Source organism: Iocasia fonsfrigidae (assembly GCF_017751145.1).
Classification (GTDB): domain Bacteria; phylum Bacillota; class Halanaerobiia; order Halanaerobiales; family DTU029; genus Iocasia; species Iocasia fonsfrigidae.
Genome location: NZ_CP046640.1, coordinates 3,069,471 through 3,086,295, shown reverse-complemented (window position 1 = coordinate 3,086,295; position 16,825 = coordinate 3,069,471). Strand labels below are relative to the sequence as shown.

Genomic DNA, 16,825 nt, shown 5'->3' with positions numbered 1-16,825 from the left:
AGTAAACGTTTCCGAGTATAAAAATAATTTATATGGGATGAAATTTGGAGGTATGTAATGGTTACTCTAAAAGATGTTGCTGAGAAAGCAGAGGTTTCAATTGCTACAGTCTCTTCTGTAATCAATGATAGTAGACCTGTTGCTAAAGAGACCCGTGAAAAAGTATTACAAGTTATTGAAGAAATGAATTATAGACCTAATTCTGTAGCGCAAGCACTAAAAAGTGGAAAGACAAAAAGGATTCTTTATATAGTTCCTTCTATTACTAACCTGGTATTTGCACAATTTATTAATGAAGTACAACATGCTTTGACAAAACAGGGTTATGATCTTATATTATTAAATAATGAAGCTAGAAGTGATCTAACAAAATCATATCTGAGTATCATTAGACCATCAAATATCGATGGAGTAATTATGACTCAAACTAGAACATGTGGTAGAATAATTGCTGACAAGTGTAGAGATGAAGGTATTCCATTTGTTGTCTTGTTTGAACCTAATATATTTGAAGATACAAGTATGGTAATTACAGATGAAGAGCAGGGTATGGCTGAAGCAGTAAAACACCTTATTTCTTATGGTCATGAAAAAATAGGTTTTGTGATGGTTAAAGATAGTAGGAACCAGGCCAAAAGATATCAAGGGTTTCTGAATGCCTTAGAAGAAAATAATATTCAATTCAATGAAAACTACTTGATTGAGTGTTCTGACCATGATGAAAGGGATGCATATGCTCATATAAAGAGTTATGTAGAACAACAGGGATTAGATTTTACTGCCTTAATTTGTTGTAATGATTTTTTAAGTCATGGTGCGATAAAGGTTTTTAGAGAGTTACAAATCAAAATACCTGAAAAAATTTCAATCATAGGATATGATGATTCTATCGCACAATATATATATCCACCATTAACATCTGTATCTTTACCAAAAAAGAAGCTTGCAGAGACTTCAGTAAAGATGCTGCTTAGCAATATAAGGAATGGTAATGTTGAAAATAAAGCAATAAAATATCCCCAGAGATTAGTGGTCAGAAGTAGTACCTATATAAATAAAGATCTATAATACATTTCTAATTTTATAGTAAACGTTTACCATAAAATTAGAAGTATATATTGAAACCAAGAAAATTATAAAAACGTTTAAGGAGGTGAAAAGGCAGAACCGAATACGGAAGGGATACAAAGTGAAGAAAGAAAATAAAAATTTTGGAGGTTAAAAAAATGAAAAAAAGGATTATTAAATTACTGGTTATTTCTTTAATAGTAAGTTTTTTTGTTGGAGGGACAGTATTAGCTGATGAAAAATATGACCTAACTTTATACAGTATTATGACAACTAATGTTAATTTTGATGACTGGCTTGCAGATGTAGAAGCAGGTACTGGTTTAAATATTAGGGTAATTGCGGCCCCTACTAATTCTGATACCCGTCAGCAAAAAGTAACAACAGTTTTATCATCAGGAGATAGTAGTATTGATATATTGGAGATTAATGATGAAATGGCAGCTTCATTTAAGAGTACTGGCTGGCTTGAACCACTACAAGGTACAGTATTGACAGATGATATTATTGAATATTTTCCTGAAGGATATCTAAAAGACATGATTACTTCAAGGAATGGAGATATTGTTGGTGTTCCTGGATACAGCGGTTATCTGGCATTTTGGGTTGACCAGAAAAAATTGGATAAATATGGATTTGAATCAATTGATAATAAGGAAGACTTTATAGCTTTTGCAAAGGCTGCTACAGAAGATGGCAATTATGGTTATGGTGGTTCGTGGGAAAAGACTTATGTTTTTAATGAAATTGGAACATTTATAAATCTATTTGGTGGAGATTATTTTGATTGGACAAATCCAGCGAATAAAGAAGCGATTCAGTTTATGTATGATATGGTTAATACATGGAAAGTTACACCTATAGATCAAATTGCAGATAAATACGAACAGATGAACCAGAAGTTTATTGATGGCAAGTATGCTATGTTATTTATGTGGGGTACTGGAACAGATTACAGAAATGCGGGAAGGTATGGTGAAGACCAAATTCATATGGCTTTAATGCCTAAATTTGAAACCAGAAGTGTATTTACAGATTCCTGGAGCTATGTATTAAACTCAGCATCAAGAAATAAAGATGCTGCTGTAAAGTTTTTAAACTATATAGCAGGAAAAGAGGGTATGCTTAGTGCTTGGGAAAACTTTGATAGGTATCCAGCACGTTCAGATGTAGCTGCTACATTACCAAGAAATGAAATTACAGACATGTATAAAAAATATAGTGAAGAGACAATTGTTAGAGGACGCCCAATGGTTCCTCAGACAATGGAGTTCATCTCAGATATGGGAACTATATTCCAACAAACTATGCAGGGAAAAATAAGTGTTGATGAGTTTTGTGAAAAGGCACAAGAATACGTAGATAGATATAAATAATTTAGATTGTTTATATTCATATAATTAGTATAATTTATAAAAATCAATAAGCGGGCTGTAAAAAATGCCCGCTTATTGATTATAATTAAACTATTTACTCTTAAAAATAAGGAGGATTTGTATGCATACTAAAAGAAGTTTAAACCGCCTATGGATTGCATGGATATTAGTTATACCCGTCTTATTAGTTAGAGGGTTTACTATTATCTATCCTATTTTTGAAACATTTAGAATTAGTTTTTATGATGTTCGTCTATTACGCGGGATTAATGAATTTGTAGGTATTAAAAATTATATAGATGTTTTTCAGGATCCAAAAGTATTAACTTCTTTAAAATTTACTGTAATATTTGTTGTAGCTTCTATGGCTTTGCATATTATATTAGGAGTTGCACTTGCTTTGATTTTAAATATGAAATTTATGGCGAAAAAGTTCTTAAGAACTATTGTTTTAATTCCCTGGGCTATGCCTATGGTTGTTATAGGTATGGCTGCAAAATGGGGATTTAATAATGATTATGGATTGGTAAATAACTTTATCAGATTATTTGTACCTAATTTTGAATTGAGTTGGTTAATCCATACGAATACAGCACGTGCAGCAGTTGTTGCTATGGATATATGGAAAGACTTACCTTTTTTTGCTATTTTGGTACTTGCAGCACTGCAATTCATACCAGAAGAAATATACGAAGCTGCAAGGGTTGATGGTGCAGGAGCCATACAGGCGTTTTTCAAAATTACTTTACCATTAATAATGAAGAGTATATTAGTTTTGTCTATTCCTTTTACAATGTGGAGACTTGCTTCTTTTGATATTGTATATGCCATGACTTCTGGTGGACCAGGAGATGATACATCATTAATAGCTTATCGAATAACAACAGAGGCCTTCACGAATCTTAATTTAGGATATGGATCAACATTAGCAATTATACTTTTTTTCGTAATGGTTATATTGAGTCTTATTAATATATTTATAGTGAATAAAAAATTCAATTAGGAGGGGGAATGAAAAATGATTTTTAATAAAATAAAAAAAATATTAAATAGCGGCCTAAAATGGATATTAGCACTTACTGTCTCGTTTATTATTTTATTTCCACTATATTGGATTTTTATTTCTTCAATTACACCTGCTGGAGAATTATTTAAACAACCAATTGATTATTTACCTGATAATCCAACAATATCTAATTATATTTATTTAATTTATAATGTCGGTTTGATAGAAAAAGTAGTAAGTACGTTAATTATTATTGGAACTACTCTTATAATTGGTACTATTATTTGTGTTATGGCTTCTTATGGTTTTGCTAGATATAAAAGTAAGGGGCTATCGATTGCATTTATGTTAATTTTGTTTTCTATGCTAATACCTAATGTTGTAACTGCAAGGCCACTATATGATTTTATGAGGAGAGTAGGATTATATGATACCTATACTGGCTTAATTATTTTGTATATTAGTAAGATTATTCCGTTTACAATTTTAATTTTAAGGAATTTTATCTCCGAGATACCTATATCTATTGAAGAGGCAGCAGCGATAGATGGAGCTACTTTTTTACAGAAGATATATCATATAATTCTTCCACTATTAAAACCTGCTATTGCAATAGTTGCAATAACTAATTTTATTACATGTTTAAATGAGTTTTTTATTCCTTTATTTTATGCGAACAATATTCAGGTATTATCAACTGCAATTACACAACTCCCTCTTAAAGATAATATGTATTCAGTACCATGGGATTTAGTGAGTTCTATGGGATGGATTATTATTTTACCAATAATTATATTTGTAGCAATCTTTGAAAAACAAATAATGGATGGAATTATGGCTGGAGGCGTAAAAGCCTAATTAGAAAGGAAATAAAACAATGTTTAATAATATATTTATGAATGGTTTAAGTACATTACCACTAATGAATAATGGAAAAAGTCGTGCAATTACGGCAGAAAATCCACATGGAGAAAAAGGAAAAGGTGGTATGGCAGCAAGCAATTTAGGGAAATCCAGAAAAGGCTCACCATGTCTTAGAGGATTAGCTCCTGGGAGTACTACCACTTTAGCTGAAATAGAAGGTCCAGGTATTATTCAATATATCTGGATCACTGTTACAGATAAAACTGAGGCAGATTATTTTGTATTAAGGGATCTAGTAATAAGGTTTTATTGGGATGATGAAGAGGAACCATCTGTAGAGAGTCCTTTAGGGGATTTTTTCTGTAATGGTTTTGGTAGAGGTTGTATTATAAATTCAATGCCTATTGTAGTCAACCCTACCAGAGGTATGAACTGTTATTTCCCAATGCCATTTAGGAAAAAAACAAGGATTACAATTGAGAATCAACATGAGGTTGAAGTACCTGCTTTCTTTTATCAGATAGATTACTGTTTGTATGATGAATTACCAGAAGAAACCGCTTATTTTCATGCGCAGTGGAAACGGGAAAGATTGACAGAAAAACAAAAAGACTATACTATTTTAGATGGAGTGAAAGGTAAAGGACAGTATATCGGCACTTATATAGCCCTTACAACACTTGAGAGATACTGGTGGGGAGAGGGTGAGCTTAAGGTTTATCTGGATGGAGATGAAGATTACCCAACTATTTGTGGAACAGGTATGGAAGATTACTTTGGTGGAGCCTGGAGTTTTGCCTTGCAGGAAGATGGCAAGACTGTAGAAAATACATACTGTACTCCGTTTTTAGGTTATCCATATTATTCACACCATGATGAAGAAGTCCACAATTTATATCATAATGATGATTGTCCTCCGATGAGGGGATTTTATCGCTGGCATATCATGGATCCCATTCGTTTTGCGGAGGACATTAGGGTTACTATCCAACAGATTGGTGTTAATCATAAAGGCCTTTTTGAAAGACAGGATGACCTTGCCAGTGTAGCCTATTGGTATCAAGCTGAACCTCATACCCCTTTTGTTCCTTTGATGAAGAAAGAAGATAGATGGCCTAGATAGAAGTGATTTATGTATTTAGAAGTTTAAGTAAGTTTATTATGAGATGACAATTTGTGCTGGAAAAAGTGGGATTACCTAAAAATAATGAGGAGGCATGGCAGTGGAATATAAAGATATTGTACAGCGGTTAATTAATGTAGAAAAACTCGCTGAATTACCATTTGAGGGGGAAAAGTGTAAGCAATGGTCCAGTTATGATAGACGTAGTAAATATGATAGTGAAACAGATAGTTATATTGGCTGGGGGGCTAATGCTGATGGTGATGGTATTATCCGTCAAGAGGGGGAAGAACAAGTTATCGCTGAAATAGATGGACCAGGAGTTATCTGGCGGGTCTGGTCTGCTGATCCAAAAGAGGGACATATAAAAATATATATTGATGATGCAGAAGAGCCTGTACTGGATATGCCTTTTAAAGATTATTTTGATAATAGTAAACCATTTTTTAATTTTCCTGAATTAGTTTATATAAAGGCCAGGGGGTGTAATAATTATCTTCCTATAACTTTTCAGAAATCATGTAAGATAACTTTAAGTGAAGAATGGGGAGCTTATTATCATGTCACTTATGGTGAATTCCCTGAGGAGTCTAAAGTTCCTTCTTTTAAGGGTAAATTTAATGAAGAAGATCGTAAAGCATTACAGGAAGTGAATGATAATTTAAAAGAAAAAAGAGAAAACCCCTTTATTTTTGATGAAGATGAAGAAGTCGAAGAAATAGAGATAAAAGTAGGACCTGGAGAAACAGTAGATATATGCAGTATAGATATTAGTTACATTGATGAATGCAGAGCCATAACCTCATTGCAGGTTAAGATGGATTTACCTACAGGCCTTATTGCTGAACGCAAACTGCTGCGGGAATTGGCCATTAGTATCTATTGGGATAATGAAGAAGAAGCATCTGTCTGGAGTCCACTGGGTGACTTTTTTGGTACAGCGCCGGGTGTTAATAGATATTATTCCCTAATGATGGGTATGAGCGAAGAAGGTTTTTATTCCCGCTGGTTTATGCCTTTTAGTGATAATGCTTTATTACAATTGAGTAACGATAGTAAAGAAGAGCAATCTGTAAGATTCATAATTACTCATAAACCCTTATATGAAAAGATTGAAAAGTTTGGACGTTTTCATGCTAAGTGGCACCGTGATGTCTTGTTGATAGAAGATGAAGATAGATGGCCAGATTGGCCTTTTTTGAAGACAGAGGGTAGAGGTCGTTTTTGTGGTATTCATCTTCATATCTGGAATCCAGTTTGGGTCGAACACTGGCAAGGTGCCAAACCTGGTGACTATTGGTGGGGTGAAGGTGATGAAAAATTCTTTGTCGATGGGGAAAAATTCCCTTCTACATTTGGAACTGGTACTGAAGACTATTTTGGCTATGCCTGGGCCTGTCCAGATCATTTTGACAGTGCCTTTCACTGTCAGACTTTAAATGAAAATAATAGTAATGGTAATATCTCACTGCTAAGATTGCAGGTAGCGGATAATGTCCCATATCAAAAATCATTTGAGGGTGTTTTTGAAAAATATTATCCTAATGAATGGGAGGGTAATGCCACTAAATATGCAGTTACTGTTTATTTTTATCAAGCTGCCGCAGGCAATGATCCATATCAAGCAGTGCCTGTAGGTGAACGGGTAGGATATTTTAAGTAAATATTTATAAAAAATAGATTATTATGCTTCTAATGTATAGAAATAACGACTTATTATATAACTCCTTATCAGACACTGATGATAGGGGGTTTTCGTTTATAAGAGAGAGTAATTTGCGGAGCAAATTAGATTTTTTATAACAGGAAGTATATGGGGTGACTATTTTTCTTTATCCCTAAAATATACTATTAAGGACTAGCTTTGGAGGAAAAACACAAAAATATGTAAAATTGATCCCATGGAGCTATGTGGAATTCCATGTATATGAATATGTTGACAGGGAAAAATGAGTCTAACTTTGCAAAAGATACAGTGTGCCGATTTTTAAATTCAGTCCATATTAACTGACTTCGACTTGTTAACTAGTTTGTCAACCCATCACATCCTGATACCCGTCAGAATGATATCAGGCATCTTTTCTTCAATAATTTCAAGTAATTTTATTCCATTCTCAGCCCCCTTTGCCTTCCTTTATTTTCAAGAGTATTCTATCTACTAAACTGTTATAAGTTTGATATCTTCTGGTAGATGGGAAGTTTTACTCTGCCCGATTGTTTGTTAAAATTATCCTTTTTAACACTTCTATATAGATTATATCATCTATAAGATATTTTAATATGTTACTTTAGTGATATATATTTTGATGTCTAAAGTAACTATAAGGAATTGGATTAATTAGTTATACTTTTATTAAGAGAATAACAAAGTATTATTATATTTGAAGAAAAAATCCAATTTACAATAATTGGGAGGAATTGTTTATGAAAAAAAGAGAATAGCTCTTTCTTTATTTTAACACTCAGTTTAAATTCAGTTTACAAAACTTGTAATATGTTTATAAACAAGAATTAAATCACTATTTTAGAGAGGAGTTGTTAACAATTAACACAAAAAAAGAAAAAAACAAAAAAATTATTATGTCCAGTATTATTATTCTCATCATTATTATGGGAATATTTCTTATTAAAAATAACAGTCAGGTAAGAGAGAAAGAAGCAGTTGCCCCTCAGGCCACTGTAACAAATAAGGTTGCTGTACAAATACAGAAACCAAAAATACTAACAGAAACGCCGGGTAAAACATATCACGCCAATATTATAGCATATCAAGAAGGGATTGTGAGCAGTAAAACATCTGGCCAAGTTAAAGAAATATTATTTGAAAATGGTAAAAATGTTTTAAAAGGTGACCCCTTAATTGTTTTAGATGATCAAGATCTAAAAAGTCAGTTAAAGGCAGCAGAAAACCAACTGATTATAGCTAATAATCAATTAGCAGCTGCCCGGGTAGAGCTTGAAAAACTTGAAATTAATCTGGCAGAGGCTCAGGAAGATTATGATAAAACTAAAACCCTTTTTACACAGGGGGCTATTACCAAGTCCCAAATGGATGATATGAAAACATCTCTGAAGCTGGCAAAGTCAAATTTAACTGCCGGAAAAATTGCTGTTGATATTTCGAAAGGGGATCTTAAAACAGCAGAAATAAAGATCAGTACTTTAAAAGACTCTCTTGAAAATACAGTAATAAAAGCACCGATTAGTGGGGTAATGGATGCAAAAAATGTGAATTTAGGACAGATGGTTATAGCTGAATCAGGAGGAATACTGGCTAGAGTAAAAGATATTAGTTCTTTATATGCAGTCATTAAGATTGAACAGCAGAATATGAACAGGATAGAGACTGGAAAACAAGTCTTAATTAAATTAAATCAGGAAAATGAAACTGTATTGAAGGGAACAATAAAAGAAATCTCTATTTCAGCAGACCCTTCATCGAGAACTTTTAATTGTAAAGTATTAGTGAATAATCAAAAACATTTACTCCATCCAGGTGATTTTATCAAGGTTGAAGTTCCTGGAACCCAAGAGCTAAAAATTTTAGCGATTCCTTTAACAGCTTTAGCTGGTGATGAGAGGAATTATTATATTTTTGTCAATGAGCAGGGAATAGCCCGCAGACGTAATGTTACTATTGGGCAAATTATTAAAAATATGGTGGAGATCAGTTCTGGTCTAAGTAGTGAAGATGATCTTATCTGTACAAATGTAAATACCTTACAGGATGGCGACCAGATAATAGTTATTTCACCAAATTTAGAGGAGGATAATAAAAATGAGAAATAATTGTATCCCAAAAAATTTATTAATCCTCTTATTAACACTGTTATTAATAAATTTATCCTGCTCTGTATTTGCTGCTAAACAGATTAAGATAGATCTTGAAACAGCAGTAACTATGGCCCTAGAAAATAATCTGGATTTAAAAATAGCTAAGGTAGAGTTAGCCAGGGTCAGTTTAGAGTATCAGCAGAATAAAGCCAGCAATCTAGTCAATGTTTCCCGCTATAATGATTTAGAAGCAGAAATAAATTTAAAATCAGCCCAGAATACATATCAAAATACTAAATACCAGGTAATTACTGATACCATAAAACAGTATACTGGACTCTGGCTGGCTACTTATGATTTAAGAGTAAAAACAAAGCAGTTAGAAGTGAGGAAACGTCTGGTGAAAGAGGCCAGAGCTCAATATAAAATTGGCAATATTGGAACGACTGATTTAATTGAAAAAGAAAACGATTATAGTGATACCAAGTTAGCTCTGGAAACAGCTACTGAGGATTACCAGCAGTATATTAGAGAATTAAAAAGGAGTCTGGATCTGGGAGAAGAAGCTGAATTAGTTCTGGCTGACCTTAGTTCTGAAAACAGCTGGCAAATTACGGAAGACCAGGCGGTTTCTACTGCTTTAAAAAATAGTCTTGAGCTTATTTTAAAAGAAAAAAATTTAGAATTAGCCCAGATAGATGCTGAAAGAGCAAAGATATCTGATGCTGAACTTGATAAGAAAATTAAGGACAAAAAAGTAGCAGCTGCTAGATTAGATAAGAAAAATACCGGTGATGAGCTGGAAAATAGTGTTCGAGAGGACTACCATGATTTTAAAGAGTCGATAGGAAAATTGCTCTTACTAAAGATATCTGGGATGAAACCCAGGAAGAATATAAAATAAGTAAAAAACAATATGATGTTGGTCTTTTGACCAGGACAGAGGCAATACAATATGAGGTAAATATGATGGAGGCTGAATATGAGTATTTATCAGCAATAGCCAATTATTATTTAGCAAAACAGGTTTTACAACAAGAAATGAATCTACAGTCAGGGGTGTTAGAAGATGGAAGTGCTGAGAGCAAATAAAAAACTGGTCATGGTTTTAATAATGTTATTCATAATTGCCAGTTCAACAGTAATTTCTGCTAAAGAATTATCCCTGAAAGAAGTGATTGAAATAGGTTTAGAAAATAATAGTGAGATTCGCTTGGCCCGGGAAGATGTAGAAGAACTGCAAAGAAATTTAGCTATAATCCTGGCCCGGCAAGATTGGCAGGTTGATCTGGCTGCAGATTACTCATATTTGGATCGTGATCTGACGGAAAAAAGTGGGATGGATCTTTCGATAAGTAAATCTTTCTCTTCTGGTTTTACTCTAAATCCTACAATAAGTGTTATTCAGGACGAATTTGGTTCAGATGATTATACAATCGAAGTCAGTCAACCCTTGCTGGCTTCATTACCTACTGATTTACAGCAGGATTATTTTAGAAATAGCAAAAATTTACTGGCGGCAGAAAAGAATTTAAATCAGCAAAAAAGCAGTCAAATTCTGAGCTGGTTAGATGATTATCTGCATTTGTGTAGAATGATAGAAAAAAGGGATATGTATAATAAAGCAGTCGAAAAAGCCCAGGAGAACCTTGCTCAAGTACTACAGGAACAAAAGATAGGTGAAGCTGGCAAAAATGATTTATTAACTGCTCAGGTAAGCTTACAGGAAGCTCAATATGTTTTAGAGGATACTAAAAAGGAGTTGGAAGAAGGTAAATTATCTTTAGCTAATGCTCTTGGTTTGAGTGGAGAGCAGACTATTAAAATTAGTAGTAATATTTCTCTAATTAGTGAAATTAAAGAAAAGGTGAATCAATTAACAGTTGAACATTTAAAACAAACCGATCTACTAAAATTAGTGGAAAATAATAGTTATGATGTTTATGCTAATTTAATTGAGAAGGAAATTTTACAACAGGAATTAGCATGGTTGAAAAAAGATAATTTACCGGAGCTTAACTTGATTGGTGGTTATAGTAATGAAGGCAATGAGTATTCTGGAGATGATATTGATGGCTATTATCTTGGCTTTAGTACTTCATATACTTTTTATGACAGTGGGGAACATGCTCTAAAACTGAAAGATAAAGAAGCTGAAATAAGCAGTAACCAGCAGGATTATCAAGATCTAATTAATAATTTGAAGGAAAAATTAAAAGAATATCTTAATACAATTGAGCTGGCTAAAATGAATTTGGAAAAACAGGAGCTGACAGTAGAAAAAAATAAACATGAATTAGCAATAGCAGAGCAGCAACTGGCTATAGGTTATATTGATTATCTGGAATATCAGGAATACTATCTTGATGCTATGGAATCAGAAGTTGAACTAGCTTCTCTAAAAGACCAGTTATTTATCAATAACTTTAAATTTGTAAATTTTATTAATTTAAGTTCTAACGACATAATAAATATTTTTACAGAATAGGGGGGGAAATTTAATGATTTTAGCAGATCTTAGTATTAAGCGGCCTGTATTTATTACCGTTATTGTAGCAGCACTAGTTATTGTTGGTATTTTATGTTATACCAGCTTGACTATAAATAATGTGCCCCAGACAGATTTACCTTATGTTACAGTTACAATAAATGAGAATGGTGCATCTCCAGCCCAGCTAGAGGCAAACATTACCAAGAAAGTCGAGGATGTTGTCGGGCAGATCTCTGGTGTTAAACATATTAGTTCTACAATGACTCTAGGTGTTTCCAATACTGCAGTGGAATTTGACATGGATAAATCACCTTATCTTGCAGTTCAGGAGGTCAAAGATAAAGTTGCTAGTATTAGAGGTGAGCTACCACAGGATATTGATGAACCGGTAATTAGTAGATATGATTTTTTAGCAAGCCCTGTACTTTCTATTGCAGTAACTGGAAAGGAAGAGCTTAAAGAGCTTTCCTGGCTTGTTGATGAAGTAATCGCCAAAAAACTTTATACAATTAAAGGTGTGGGGACAGTAAATATCTATGGTAATACTGAACGTCAGATTCAAATTAAACTGCGCAAAGAGAAGCTAGCTGCCTATGGTTTAACTGTACAGGAAGTGGTCAATAGTCTGAAAAGCGTTAATCTAGAGGGCCTGGGAGGGGCTGTTTCCAATAAGAATAATGAGATTTCCTTGCAAATAGACAATAGAGTCCAAAGAGTTACCGATTTTAATGATATTGTGGTAGCAAGAAGAAATGGTGTTAACATACGGGTTGCCGATATTGCAGAGGTAATTGATGGAGCTAAGGAGAACAGCAGTCTATCATTTTTCCAGGGAAAGCAGGCTGTCGGTATTGATGTTATCAAGCAATCTGGCGCTAATACTGTGCAAGTTGTTGATGGCGTTAAAAAGGAACTGACTAATCTTAAAGAGCTTATTCCCGAAGGGGTCAATGTTAATATTGTACAGGATAATTCAGTAGGTATTCGTAATTCGGTGAATGATGTGGTCAAAAGTATTCTGGAAGGGTGTCTGCTGGCAATTCTGGTTGTTTTCCTTTTTTTAAATGAATGGCAGAGTACTTTGATTACTGCTATTACCCTCCCAACAGTAATAATCAGTACCTTTATTGCTCTTAAAGTTATGAACTTTTCACTTAATACAATGTCTTTAATGGCTCTGTCATTATCAATAGGCTTACTTGTAGATGATGCAATTGTTGTTATAGAAAATATTGTCCGCCACTTGCATCTAGGCAAAACCCCGGTTCAGGCAGCAAAAGAAGCCACCTCCGAAATAGGGCCGGCTGTGCTGGCAGCAACAATGACTATGGTATCTGTATTTCTACCTACAGCAATGGGGAAGGGTTTTATCGGAAGATATTTTTTTGAATTTGGACTTACGGTAGTTTTTAGTGTATTATGCTCATTATTTATGGCATTGACCGTTGTACCTATGTTGGCATCCAAGTTGCTTAAAAATAGAAAGAAGAAAAGAAAAGGTATTTTTTACCAAATTTTAAATAATTTTAATCAGTTCTTCGAAAAATTAGCTGAGAAGTATTCTCGATTTCTGGCTGTTGTTCTCCAGCATAGATTGATTACTCTTTCTCTGGTAATGGTACTTTTTTTAGCGAGTCTAACTTTGCTTTCTTTACTAGGGCTGCAGATTGATCCCAAAACTGACGATAATATGCTTATGGTTCTGGCAGATCTTGATTCCGGACTGGCTTTAACTAAAGCCAGCCAGAAGGCAGAGGAAATTGAAAAAATCATTAACAAATATTCTGAAGTGAAATCGATTTATACGAAAGTGGAAAAAGAACAGATATCTTTTGTGGTTAATCTGCTTAAGAAAAACGATAGGAAAGATAGTGCCAGGCTTATTGCCTCTAAAATGCGTCAGGATTTAAAAAAGGTACCAGGTATTGAACTGGCTATAAATGCTGCAAATGATACTGATGCTCTCAAGGAAGTACGTATCAGTATCGAGGGTGATAACAATGAAGCACTTAGAAGTTTTGCCTTTAAAGCTAAAAAGCTGATGAGTCAGGATCCCCACGCCAGGGATGTCAGTCTTAACTATAAACCGGGGAAACCGCAAATGAAATTACTGGTTGATAATGATAAGGCAGCAGATTTAGGGGTAAACACGGTTTCAGTAATAAATACTTTACACAGCTTATTTGAAGGAATTAATGTAGGAAAATACAAGACTGAAGAAGATAGTTATGATGTTCGGGTATCTATGCAGGGGAAACAGCAGAGTAACCTTGCTAGTCTTAATGGCCTTTATGTTCCTGGTTCCAATGATCAGATGGTTCTCCTGGACCAGGTTACTAAAAAGATTTTTACTACGACAGATGCTACATTAAATAGATATGACCGGAACAGGCAAATAGAACTATCTGCTAATGTTACTGGTATAGCTGCAGATGATTTTTTAAACGAATATCTAAATAAGTTTAAAAATGAGATGATGGTTCCGGCAGGTATAAGTATTAAAGCGGGTGGAATGAATGCTACTATGCAGGAGGGTTTTATGGGCCTGGTGATTGCTTTAGCTATGGGGGTTCTTTTTATTTTTATGGTCATGGCTGCCCAGTTTGAAAGTTTTTTGGACCCGCTGGCTATTATGTTTTCTCTGCCGCTGGCCCTAATAGGAGCAATAGTAGGGCTATATCTTACAGGTAGTACAATGGGTTTTACGGCCTTAATTGGTATAATTATGTTAATGGGGCTGGTTGTAAAAACTGCTATCCTATTAATTGATTTTACTATTCAGAGAATGAAAGAAGGTATGGGGATAAATGAGGCTTTGATAGAGGCCGGGCAGGTTAGATTCCGTCCTATTTTAATGACTACTTTGTCAACAATCTTTGGTATGGTTCCTGTGGCCTTAGCTACAGGCGCTGGTTCTGAAATGCGGGTACCAATGGCTTATGCAGTTATTGGAGGACTATTTAGTTCTACCTTATTAACTTTGTTTATAATACCTGTAGTCTACACCTTGCTCCATGATTTAAAAGGATTATTTAAAAAAGTAATTTCCTGGGAAGCGTCGAAAAAATCGGTTTAGTTTAAGTAGCTAAATTAATATTATCTTTTGCCATTAAAGTGAAGGATAACAGAACTCTTCAGGAAAAAGAATTAATACAATTGGATAAAGAAAATCAACGTTTAAAAAGGGAGAATGATATTTGCATTAAAGTATAAGTTCTACTGAGGCAATAAGCTGCCAAGTAGTTACTTAAAAGCAAGTGGTGCTGATAATGGCCGAAAATAGGTAATACGGTTAAAATACATTATCAGCGCTATATGGCTTACATTAAATAATTTAAAATATTTAGGAGTTGGTTTAATTGTATAAGAAAAAATTAATCTTTTTATTATTTGTTTTACTGGGTATTTTTTTATTAAGTGGATGTTATGACCGGGCTACAATTAATACATATTCTGATCCAAGTTTTTCAAAGAATACAATTACAAGGTTGGCAATATTTCCAATGAAAAATGTTAATTTGACGGCTGGTGAATCTCGAGCAATAAATAGAGGGATTGCTAAAGGCATTCATCAAATTAATCCAAATATTGAGATTATGAGTACAGTTGAAATAATTCAAATTTTAAATAAACAAGGGCTTACTTCCGAATGGTCAGCTTTTTTAGAAGATTATGCTAGCACTGGTGTTCCTAATACAGAAACACTTTTTAAAATAGGAGATGTACTTGGTGTTGATGGTCTTATGCAAGGAGAGATTGTGAATGTATATCAAGAAAATAGTCATTATGGTGTAAACCAAAAAGCACCAAGTGTAAAACTCGGGGTAGCAAGAGTAACAGTTCGTTATTCTACATTTGGTACAGATTCAGGTAAATTATTATGGGAAGCCACGAGTGATGGTATAAATAAAACTGGAATAACTTTTTCTGATGATCCGTCATTGATTGAAGCGGTAATGCTTGCTCAACAAAAAATAATTGAAAATTTACCATTTTAAAGGATGATTTATTTGAAATTACCACCAGTAGCTTTATCAATCTATCGAAATAGAAAGCAGCTATATTTTTTAATCGTTATAATTTCACTAGTTTCTGCAGCGATATTTATTGTATCTGTTCTAACGAGGTATGTTTCTGAAGTAGAATTAAGGGCCTGGAAAAAACCCTTGAATAATTTTAGTATAGTAAGACCAACAGTTAATGTTATTGACAATTATTCAAAAAGAGAGCTGCGGCAAAATAATCAAATACAAAGTATAATTTCATTTAAAGATGCTATTGTAAGTGTTCCCGGTATCTTAAATTATGAGTATCGGCCGATTTTTGCTTTGGGAAAAGAAGATATTGAAAAATTTATGAAATATAATAATTTGTGTTTAATGGAAGGACACTTGCCTAAAAAAGATACCAGAGAGATTATCTTGAGTAGTGATATTATTAGAATAAAAAAATTGCAAATTAATGATTATATTGGTAATGCAATAGATAAAAATGAATTTCTCTGGGGTAGGTTCAAAGTAACAGGAATAATTGCTGGAAATTTATCGCTAGGAATTGCTTCTTTAGACTATTTTAAACGGAAAACTGGGTCAAAAACATCGCTTATATTATTTACTAAAAATGATATAAAAATGATGAACAGAAGTATCTTAAGAAGTAATTTTCCTGGTCTGGATTTCCAGACTGCGAGGACTTTAATAGAAAATTATACTAAAAAAAATAAAAATTTAATAAAATTAATATGGATAATAACTGGTATTCTAACAATCTCATTAACTCTTATTGTTGGTTTATACTTGTCTTTATATTTACAGAATAGATTAAAAGAATATGCCTTATTTTATTCAAATGGCGTATCCAGATCCAGGATAATAATTTATGTTATTAAGGAAATGTTGCTTGTGACGATAGTTAGCTTCTTATCAGGATTATTATTATCAGTATTGTTTATTTTATTTCTTAAATATATTGTATTCAAAAATATTATTTTTATGGCCAAAATATCATTGGACGAATTACTGTTGAATATGCCAATATTTATTGCAATAATTTTTGTAATTATTTATATTTCAATTAGAAATATAAATAATAATAGGATGGATAAATTAATTATGGGGGTTTAA

Annotated in this window: 13 protein-coding genes; all 13 read left to right on the top strand. The window is 33.3% G+C overall.

What is annotated here, in order from left to right; all coding sequences use genetic code 11:
* Positions 1-57: 57 nt before the first annotated feature.
* The 13 genes from GM661_RS14775 (at position 58) to GM661_RS14715 (ending at position 16,825) form a co-directional block, all read left to right on the top strand.
* The gene (locus GM661_RS14775; RefSeq protein ID WP_230867528.1) at positions 58-1,068 is read left to right on the top strand and encodes a LacI family DNA-binding transcriptional regulator; all 1,011 of its coding nucleotides are present in this window, start codon (positions 58-60) and stop codon (positions 1,066-1,068) included.
* A gap of 158 nt (positions 1,069-1,226) precedes the next feature.
* Positions 1,227-2,444, top strand: coding sequence for an extracellular solute-binding protein (locus GM661_RS14770; protein ID WP_230867527.1), 1,218 nt, complete (start codon positions 1,227-1,229; stop codon positions 2,442-2,444).
* A 121-nt stretch (positions 2,445-2,565) separates the two neighbouring features.
* Positions 2,566-3,447 carry a carbohydrate ABC transporter permease gene (locus GM661_RS14765; protein WP_230867526.1) on the top strand — a complete coding sequence of 294 codons (882 nt, stop codon included), beginning with the start codon at positions 2,566-2,568 and terminating at the stop codon, positions 3,445-3,447.
* A 15-nt stretch (positions 3,448-3,462) separates the two neighbouring features.
* Positions 3,463-4,308, top strand: coding sequence for a carbohydrate ABC transporter permease (locus GM661_RS14760; protein WP_230867525.1), 846 nt, complete (start codon positions 3,463-3,465; stop codon positions 4,306-4,308).
* A 19-nt stretch (positions 4,309-4,327) separates the two neighbouring features.
* Positions 4,328-5,437 (top strand): glycoside hydrolase family 172 protein, encoded by a 1,110-nt coding sequence (locus GM661_RS14755; protein ID WP_230867524.1) that lies wholly within the window; start codon positions 4,328-4,330, stop codon positions 5,435-5,437.
* A gap of 100 nt (positions 5,438-5,537) precedes the next feature.
* Positions 5,538-7,100, top strand: coding sequence for a glycoside hydrolase family 172 protein (locus GM661_RS14750; RefSeq protein ID WP_230867523.1), 1,563 nt, complete (start codon positions 5,538-5,540; stop codon positions 7,098-7,100).
* Positions 7,101-7,972: 872 nt separating this feature from the next.
* Positions 7,973-9,226, top strand: coding sequence for an efflux RND transporter periplasmic adaptor subunit (locus GM661_RS14745; RefSeq protein ID WP_230867522.1), 1,254 nt, complete (start codon positions 7,973-7,975; stop codon positions 9,224-9,226).
* Positions 9,216-10,115: a TolC family protein gene (locus GM661_RS14740; protein ID WP_230867521.1), complete on the top strand. Its 900-nt coding sequence runs from the start codon at positions 9,216-9,218 to the stop codon at positions 10,113-10,115. Before GM661_RS14745 ends, GM661_RS14740 begins: the two co-directional genes overlap by 11 nt.
* Complete coding sequence (locus tag GM661_RS14735) at positions 10,064-10,303, top strand: TolC family protein (protein ID WP_330165262.1); 240 nt, start codon at positions 10,064-10,066, stop codon at positions 10,301-10,303. Before GM661_RS14740 ends, GM661_RS14735 begins: the two co-directional genes overlap by 52 nt.
* Positions 10,281-11,699 carry a TolC family protein gene (locus GM661_RS14730; protein WP_230867520.1) on the top strand — a complete coding sequence of 473 codons (1,419 nt, stop codon included), beginning with the start codon at positions 10,281-10,283 and terminating at the stop codon, positions 11,697-11,699. Before GM661_RS14735 ends, GM661_RS14730 begins: the two co-directional genes overlap by 23 nt.
* A 13-nt stretch (positions 11,700-11,712) precedes the next feature.
* Entirely contained in the window at positions 11,713-14,778 is a 3,066-nt protein-coding gene (locus GM661_RS14725; protein ID WP_230867519.1) for an efflux RND transporter permease subunit, read from the top strand.
* Positions 14,779-15,061: 283 nt separating this feature from the next.
* On the top strand, positions 15,062-15,700 hold the full coding sequence (locus tag GM661_RS14720) for a hypothetical protein (RefSeq protein ID WP_230867518.1): 639 nt from the start codon (positions 15,062-15,064) through the stop codon (positions 15,698-15,700).
* Between the two features lie 12 nt (positions 15,701-15,712).
* Entirely contained in the window at positions 15,713-16,825 is a 1,113-nt protein-coding gene (locus tag GM661_RS14715; protein WP_230867517.1) for an FtsX-like permease family protein, read from the top strand.